Source organism: Amycolatopsis rhizosphaerae (genome assembly GCF_007713715.1).
Lineage (GTDB): Bacteria > Actinomycetota > Actinomycetes > Mycobacteriales > Pseudonocardiaceae > Amycolatopsis_E > Amycolatopsis_E rhizosphaerae.
Window position 1 is genome coordinate 1 of record NZ_VJWX01000325.1, and the last position, 8,128, is coordinate 8,128.

General features: G+C 70.3%; 7 protein-coding genes. 5 read left to right on the forward strand and 2 right to left on the reverse strand.

Annotated features, from left to right (window positions below; genetic code table 11):
• The first annotated feature begins 145 nt into the window (after positions 1-145).
• Positions 146-1,375 carry a PucR family transcriptional regulator gene (locus FNH05_RS25950; RefSeq protein WP_144591335.1) on the forward strand — a complete coding sequence of 410 codons (1,230 nt, stop codon included), beginning with the start codon at positions 146-148 and terminating at the stop codon, positions 1,373-1,375.
• 158 nt (positions 1,376-1,533) lie between these two features.
• Here the strand turns inward: FNH05_RS25950 and FNH05_RS25955 are convergent, their stop codons facing one another.
• Both FNH05_RS25955 and FNH05_RS25960 read right to left on the reverse strand, forming a co-directional pair.
• Positions 1,534-2,592 (reverse strand): 2,3-butanediol dehydrogenase, encoded by a 1,059-nt coding sequence (locus tag FNH05_RS25955; RefSeq protein WP_144591336.1) that lies wholly within the window; start codon positions 2,590-2,592, stop codon positions 1,534-1,536.
• Positions 2,593-2,616: 24 nt separating this feature from the next.
• Positions 2,617-4,434 (reverse strand): flavin-containing monooxygenase, encoded by a 1,818-nt coding sequence (locus FNH05_RS25960; protein WP_144591337.1) that lies wholly within the window; start codon positions 4,432-4,434, stop codon positions 2,617-2,619.
• 200 nt (positions 4,435-4,634) lie between these two features.
• Here FNH05_RS25960 and FNH05_RS25965 point away from each other — a divergent pair, with 200 nt between their 5' ends.
• The 4 genes from FNH05_RS25965 to FNH05_RS25980 all read left to right on the forward strand — a co-directional run.
• A complete protein-coding gene (locus FNH05_RS25965; protein WP_144591338.1) occupies positions 4,635-5,837 on the forward strand; it encodes a sigma-54-dependent transcriptional regulator family protein in 1,203 nt (400 codons plus the stop codon).
• A 112-nt stretch (positions 5,838-5,949) separates the two neighbouring features.
• Positions 5,950-6,804: an SAM-dependent methyltransferase gene (locus tag FNH05_RS25970; protein WP_144591339.1), complete on the forward strand. Its 855-nt coding sequence runs from the start codon at positions 5,950-5,952 to the stop codon at positions 6,802-6,804.
• A 184-nt stretch (positions 6,805-6,988) separates the two neighbouring features.
• Positions 6,989-7,471 (forward strand): hypothetical protein, encoded by a 483-nt coding sequence (locus FNH05_RS25975; RefSeq protein WP_144591340.1) that lies wholly within the window; start codon positions 6,989-6,991, stop codon positions 7,469-7,471.
• Positions 7,472-7,480: 9 nt separating this feature from the next.
• Positions 7,481-8,128 (forward strand): PPE domain-containing protein (locus FNH05_RS25980; protein WP_144591341.1); only part of this gene is annotated, 648 nt, incomplete at its 3' end.

Sequence of the window (8,128 nt, forward strand, 5' to 3'; positions counted from 1 at the left end):
GGCGAAACCATGGGCCTGCATCCCAGGCTGGACCAGCGGTTTTGTGCCGCGGTCACAAAGCATGACGCTGGGTTGCCCGGGATACGGTCCGCGTCCCGCTTTCGGGTGAAGCGCGGCCGGTCTCGCGCTCGGGTACTGTCCGGCCATGGACAGCGTCGACGGAATCGTGCGGGAGGCCGCCCGGCGCATCCAGGCCGACCTCGACCGTCTCACCACGGAGATGACCTCGATGTTCGTCGACGTCATCCCGGAGTTCCGGCACGACGACGCGGTGCGGCGGCTGATGGTGGCGAGCACCTCGTCGAACCTGGGGGCCATCGCCGACGTGCTCGCGCTCAACATCTCCCTCGACGACATCACCGTCCCGCCGGCGGCGGCCGAGTACGCCCGCCGCTTCGCCCAGCACGGCCTGTCGCTCGAAGCGCTCCTGCGGGCCTACCGCCTGGGGGAGCACAGGTTCCTGCAGCGGGCGATCGCCGAACTGAGCGAGCTCGACCTGAGCACCGGCGAAGCGCTCGCCGCGTCCAGCCGGATCGCGTTGCTCACCAACAGCTACATCGATCAGATCATCGAAGGCCTGATCGACATCTACGAGAACGAGCGGCAACGATGGAACGCGCGTTCCGATGCCGCGCGCGGGGCGCAGGTCCGGGCCGTGCTCGACACCGAGGGGCTGGACCTGGCCTCGGCCGAGCAGATGCTGGGGACCTCGTTGCGGGGGTGGCACCTGGCGGCCGTCGTGTGGAGCGAAGCCGCGGTACCGGATGCCGCGCAGTTCGCCGCGGCGTCGGCGATGCTGGCCGAAGCCACCGGCAAGATCCCGGTGATGATCTCCGTGGACGAGCGGACGAGCTGGGCGTGGATCTCCTCGGCGGGCAGGCCCGCCCTCGACTCCGCGTGCCTCCGCCGCGGACTCGGTGAGCGCACCGCCCTCCGGATCGCGGTCGGCGACCCCTCGTCGGGGCTCGGCGGGTTCCGGCAGACCTTCCGGGACGCGCAGCGCGCCCAGCGGGTCGCGGTGACCGGTCGCGGCTCCCGGGACGTGCTCGTCCTGCACTCCGAGGTCGCGCTGTCGAGCCTGCTGGCCGATCGCGCGGCCGAAGTCGGGGCGTGGGCCCGGCGCGTACTCGGCGATCTCATGCGGGACGACGAAGCGATGACGCGCCTGCGGGAAACCGTGCAGGTCTTCCTCGACGCCCGCGGCAGTTTCACCGACGCGGCGGCACGCATGCACGTCCACAAGAACACGGTGCACTACCGGGTGCGCAAGGCCGAGGAGATCCTCGGCCATCCGCTCACCGAGAACCGGCTGCAGATCGAGGTGGCCCTGCTGGTCTGCACCCAACTCGGCCTGAGCGTGCCCGCCGCGCCCTGAGCGGGGCTGGAGCGAGCCGTGGAGGGGCTGGGGCAAAGCCGTGAAGGGTCCCTTCACAGTCAAATCGACTGTGAAGGGACCCTTCACGGCCAACACTCACGCGACTTTGCCGGGACCCTGGCCGTTACGACCGTGAGGGGACCCCTCACGGCGCGGCCCTAGACGGGACGGACGAGGATCTTGACGTTCTCCTCCTTGTTGTTGATCAGTTCGTCGAATCCCTTGTGGACGATGTCGTCGAGTCCGATGCGGCCGGTGATGAACTGGTACGGGTCGACCCTGCCGTCCGCGATCATCGCGATGGTGGCGGGGTGATCACCGCAGTAGGCGAGGCTGCCCAGCACGTTGACCTCGCGGAACACCAGGTCGTTCATCGAAACCGTGGCGTCGTGGCCCCAGATCGCGACGTTGACGCAGGTACCGCCCGCCCTGGTGGACAGGATCGCCGAGCGCAGCACCGCGTCGATCCCGGCGCATTCGAAGGTGACGTCGGCGCCGCGTCCCTTCGTCAGCTCCGCCACCGCCTCCGGGACATCCACAGTGGACGGATCGAGGACGTGCCCGGCCCCGGCCCCGAGCGCCTTTTCCTTGCGCACCTCGGCCGGTTCCACGACGATGACCTCCTCCACCCCGGCGGCGCGCAGCGCCGCGGTGGTGACAAGGCCGATCGGGCCCGCTCCGAACACGGTGGCGGTGTGCCCGGGGCGCGCCCCGGACAGCCGCACCGCGTGGCAGGCCACCGCGAGGGGTTCGACGAGCGCGCCGACGTCGGTGCCCAGTGCCCCGAGCGGGTGGATCCAGCGCCGCTCGGCGACCACGAACCGGGAGAACCCGCCGCCCGCCCCGGACAGCCCGACGAAACCGAGGGACTGGCAGACGTTGTAACGGCCCTGCAGGCACGGGTCGCAGCGCCCGCACACCAGGTACGGTTCGACCGCGACCCGGTCGCCGACCCGCAGATCGTCCACTCCCTCACCGAGTTCGCTGACCACCCCGGCGAACTCGTGCCCGAGCGTGACCGGCACCGTCTCCCCGGTGAGCGGGTGCGGGCTGCCCGCCGGGGGCGCGAAGATCGGGCCTTCGAGGTATTCGTGCAGGTCGGTGCCGCAGATTCCGCACCATTCGACCTCCACCTTGACGGTGCCGGGGCGGGTCGCCGGCTCCGGGACGTCGTCGATCCGGATGTCGCCGGGGCCGTGGAAACGTGCTGCCTTCATGGTCGGGCTCCTCCCGGGCCGTGGTCAGGACTGGTGGTGGACTTCCTGCAGGCCGTACACGGGGGTGGGGATCCCCTCGTAGCGAGCCTTGAGCTGCAGGGCCAGGTAAAGGGAGTAGTGGCGGGACTGGTGCAGGTTGCCGCCGTGGAACCACAGGCCGGGCTGCCGCGTGGGTTTCCACATGTTGCGCTGCTCGCCCTCCCACGGGCCGGGGTCCTTGGTGGTGTCCGAACCCAGGCCCCACACCTTGCCGACCCGGTCGGCCATCTCCTGCCCGGCCAGGTCCGCCACCCAGCCGTTCATCGAGCCGTACCCGGTGGCGTAGACGACCAGATCGGCTCGCAGTTCCCTACCGTCGGCGAGCACCACGGCGTCGCGGGTCAGGTGGTCGACCTGTCCCTGGGCGAGCTTGATCTTGCCGTCGGCGACCAGTTCCGCGGCGCCCACGTCGATGTAGTAGCCGGAGCCGCGGCGCAGGTACTTCATGAACAGCCCGGAGCCGTCGTCGCCCCAGTCGTGCCGGAACCCGGTCTTCTCCAGCCGGGCGTAGAAGTCGGCGTCGCGCTCGCGGATCCTGTCGTACACCGGGATCTGGAACCGGTGCATGATCCGGTAGGGCAGCGATGCGAAGATCAGGTCGGCCTTGTCCGTGGTGATCCCGGAGCGCAGCGCGCGCTCGGAGTACAGATCGCCCAGTCCGATCTCCATCAGCGAGTCCGACTTGACCACGTGCGTTGAGGACCGCTGCACCATGGTGACGTCGGCGCCGTGTTCCCACAGGGCGGCGCAGATGTCGTGGGCGGAGTTGTTCGAGCCGATCACGACCGCCTTCTTGCCCGCGTAGGCGTCGGGACCGGGGTGCTGCGACGAATGGTGCTGGTCGCCTTCGAACAGCTCCATGCCCGGGAACGACGGCATGTTCGGCTTGCCGGACATGCCGGTGGCGAAGACGAGCTGGTGCGGGGTGAGCACGACCTGTTCGCCGTCCCGGTCGACGGTGACGGTCCACCGCCCGGTCTCGCTGTCGTACACCGCGGAGGTGACCTCGGACCGGGTCCAGTACGGCACCTCCATCACCCGGGTGTACATCTCCAGCCAGTCGGCGATCTTGTCCTTCGGCGCGAAGACCGGCCAGTTCTCCGGGAAGGGCAGGTAGGGCAGGTGGTCGTACCAGACGGGGTCGTGCAGGCAGAGGCTCTTGTACCGCTTGCGCCAGGAGTCGCCGGGGCGGTCGTTGCGCTCCACCACCAGCGCGGGCACGCCGAGCTGGCGCAGCCGGGCCCCCAGCGCGATGCCGCCCTGCCCGCCGCCGATGACCACGACGTAGGGCTGCCGCTGGTAGCCCAGTTCGGTCTGCTCGCGCTCGCGTTCCTGCGCCCAGGACCGGCGCCCCTCGATCGCGCCGTGGTAGACCCCCTTGGGTCGCCGGTCGCGCTGGGGCTCCTCGAAGTCCTTCAGTTCCCGCAGGCTGGTGAGCAGCGTCCACGCGCCCTCGTCGTTGAGGCGGAGGTGCCCCTTCGCCCGTCCGGTGGCCGTTTCGAACTCGATCCAGGCTTCGACGACGCCGTCGGCCTCCGTGGGGGGCTCGGTGGTGCGGAAACCGGAGGGATCGGTGCCGTCCAGGCAGGCGGAGAGCAGGTGTTCGACCCCTTCGCGCCCCTCGACGGTCTTGATGTTCCAGGTGAAGGACACCAGGTCCCGCCAGTAGCTGTCGAGCGCGAACAGCCCCGCCGCGCGGGGGATGTCGCGGGCCGCGAGCGCGGCTTCGAACTCGGAGAGCCAGGCGTCGACCCTCGCCTGCGGGGAACCGGGGAGCGTCACCGGGTCCATCGTCTGTGTCATCGAAACTCCCTGCCGTCGGCATTGATGGCGTGTTGATGGCTCAGTGATGACACTCCCCGCGCGGGCGGGGGCGAAAGGGTTGCAAGGAATTGCACGCCCGTCCGTGTCTTTCCGTGTCTTTCCGTGTCTTTCCGTGCCTGGCGGCCGGTGCGGGCGCGACCTATGCTCTGGCTAACGCAAGGGTGCGGGAGGTGGGACTGGTGCGTGTTCACGGCGCGCTCCCTCCGGGGCGCTACCTGCCCGACTACGCGCGCGACCTGGTCCGGATGCACGACGTGGTCATCGCGGGCGGCCGTCCCGAGTTGCGCCCCCGTGACGTCGTCTCCCGCTCGTGGTCCCGCGTGCAGCGCCTCGGCCTCACCGCGGACGGCCTCAACGCGCGCGACTGCCTGCCCGAGGGCGAACTCGCGCGACGGCGGCGGGAATCGCCGCTGCGGGACGTGATCTCGGAACTGAAACAGGTGTTCGGGGCGGTGTCGGACGCTTCGCACACCCTGCTGGTGGTGACCGACGCGGACGGCGTGATCCTCTGGCGCGACGGGGCCTCTTCGGTCCGGCGCCGCGCCGACTCCCTCGGTTTCCTCGAGGGCACCGAGTGGACCGAGGCGAAGGTGGGCACCAACGCGATCGGGACCGCGCTGGCCGAGGCCGCACCGGTCGAACTGCTCGCGGGCGAGCACTTCGAACAGGACCAGCACCCGTGGTACTGCACCGCTTCCCCGGTGCACGATCCGCGCACCGGGGAGCTGCTGGGCGTGATCGACGTCAGCGGGCCTGCCCTCACCCTGCATCCGGCGATCGGGGCGCTGGTCGAGTCGGGGCGGCGGCTGGCGGAATCGCAGCTGTGGCGCGGTCACCAGTTGCGGCTGGAGCGGTTGCGCCAGGCGGGGGAACCGCTGCTGACCGCGGTCTCCGGCCCGGCGCTGCTGGTGGACGACAACGGGTGGGTCGCGCACAGCAGCGGGGTCGCGGTCGGCGAGCGCATCGCCGTGCCGGTCGCCGGGCAGGCCGTGGCGGTGCCCGGGCTCGGTGCCTGCCTGCCCGAACGACTGCCCGGCGGCTGGCTGGTCCGGCCTTCGAGCCCGGGCCGGACGGTGCTGCTCGACCTCGACCTGTCCCGTACACCGCTGCTGCGGATGCGCGCCGGTGACACCGGGTGGCGCCGCAGGCTCACCAAACGGCACGCCGAGATCCTCGTGCTCCTGCACACCGCCGGTCCGGCCGGGCTTTCCGCCGAAGCGCTCAGCCGCGCCCTGTTCGGCGACGCCGAGCACCTCGTCACCGTTCGCGCGGAGGTTTCGCGCCTGCGCCGCCTGCTCGGCGCCTTCGTGGACACCCAGCCGTATCGCCTCGCCGAGGGGGTCCGGATGACGGTCCACCCCGGACCGGAGACCGCGGGCTGACCTGTCCTTTTTGGATAACCGTTGGGCCGAACGGTCCTGGTGACACCTCCGTTTGGCGCAGTCCCACGGGGAGGGTCTCCGCGGCGGACCGTTGTGCGGTAGAACACGTGCCATGGCTCCTCAGGAAGACGCCGCCCCGCCCGCCCCGGAGGGAGTGGACGTCGACAAGCCGTCCGCCGCCCGCATCTACGACTGGTTCCTCGGCGGCACGCACAACTACGCCGTGGACCGCGAGTTCGGCAAGAAGGTGCTGGCGGGCTTCCCGATCGTCCGCCCGATCGCCCGGTCGAACCGCGCCTGGATGAACCGCGTCGTCCGCGCCGCCGTCGACGCCGGGCTGCGGCAGTTCCTCGACCTGGGGTCCGGGGTGCCCACCGTGGGCAACGTGCACGAGGTCGTGCGGGAGGCCCTGCCCGAGGGGGAGCAGGCGACGGTGGTCTACGTCGACTACGAGGAGGTCGCCGCCGCGCACGCCCGCATCACCCTGGACCAGCAGGAGGTCACCGACTGGGTGAGCTTCGTCCAGGGCGATCTGCGCGAACCCGAGCGCATCCTCAGCGATCCGGAGACCAAACGGCTGATCGACCCAACGCGGCCGGTGTGCGTGCTGCTGGTCGCGGCACTGCACTTCCTCGGCCCCGACGACGCGCCCGTCGATCTGGTCGCGCGTTACCGCGAGAAGTTCGTGCCCGGCAGTTGGCTCGCCATCTCCCACGTGACGATGGACGACATCCCCACCGAAGAGGTGTCCGGCGCGCTGAAGGTCGTCGAGGCGTACAAGAGCACCAGTAACCCGTACTGGGTGCGTACCCGTGACGAGGTCGGGGAGTTCTTCGGGGACTGGCGCTTCGTCGAGCCCGGACTGGTCCACCTGCCCGACTGGCGCCCCGACACGACCCAGGAGCTCGCGGCGGACGACGACGAGGTGCGGCACTACGTCTGGGGAGGCATCGCCGAACGGCCGTGAGCCGTGAAGGGTCCCTTCACGGTCGATTCGACTGTGAAGGGACCCTTCACGGCCGATGCCCGCGCCCGGACCCCTGAGATGTCGATCTTGGTGACCTTGGTGAAAGAGGTGTCACATAACCGGCGTTGTTGCCATACTGGTTTCGAGCACCGAGTTTGTCCGGACTCGTGTGAAGGGGGACTGGGTGGACGAGTACCGGTTGCAGGACAAGGCCGACGCGAGGCGGTTGCTTCGCGAGCTGCGTGCCAAGGAGCCGCATCACTCGGGGACCGTGGAGAGGGCCAGGGACATCGCCAGGCCCACCGGCGCGGGCTCGGCCGAACTGGTGGGCGAGGACGGCGGCCGCATCGAACTCGACCCGGGGGAGATCGCCGCCGCGGAGGCGGAGCTCGGCAGGCGGTACGACGAACTGGCGGGGCTGCTCGAGCGGGCCAGGGAACTCGAAGCGCCGCTGCAGGACGGGAGCGGCCCGGTCTCGGCGCACCTGCGGAAGGCCTTCCACCTGCGGGGTTCGGCCGAGTTCGGGGTGCAGGCGACCCTCCGGGACTACCTGGACGAGCTCTCCGCGCTGCGGGACGCGATCCGGCAGGCGGCCGCCGGTCATGAGCAGAACGAGGCCGAGGCGAGGGCCGCGCTCGGCGCGCTCCGCGCCGACAACGACAGATGAGGTAGCCGGATGGGTTCTGAGTATCTGCCGTACAACACGCATCGCAAGCACCGGTACTACTCGGAGGATCATCCGCCGACGGCGAGCCAGCGGCGGCGCCTCCAGCGGTTGCGCCGCATCCGCGCCGCGAACCAGCGTGACGCGGCCTTCGGCAAGATCAACTGGGCGGCCTACGAGCACCGGCAGCTCTGGGACATGATCAACACGGCGGACCTGGCCGCCATGGGCGGGACCGCCCACCGCTGGGCCCAGCTCGCCCTCGACGTGGACTCGGCCACCGCCGAGGTCCACAAGACCGTGCAGAAACTGCTGCTGTCCTGGCGTGGCGGGTCGGCCGTGCGGGCCGCGGAATCCGCGTCGAACCTCACCGCATGGGCCGCCGGCGCCAGTTCGTCCATGCGGCAGGTCGGCGAAGGGCTCGACACCTACACGAGCGCGGTCGTCGAGGCGCGTCATCAGATGCCCGAACCGGTGTACTACTCGGCGGAGCGCCAGTTCCGCGAAGGCTACGACGTGAACGCGAGCGGCCCCGACGCCGCGCTCCTCGCCGACCAGTTGCTCGACGATCACCTGCCCACGAAACAGGAGGCGACCAAGGCCAAGGCCGAGGCCGTCCGGGTGATGGAGCGGTACGAGTCGGCCAGCAAGGGTGTGCAC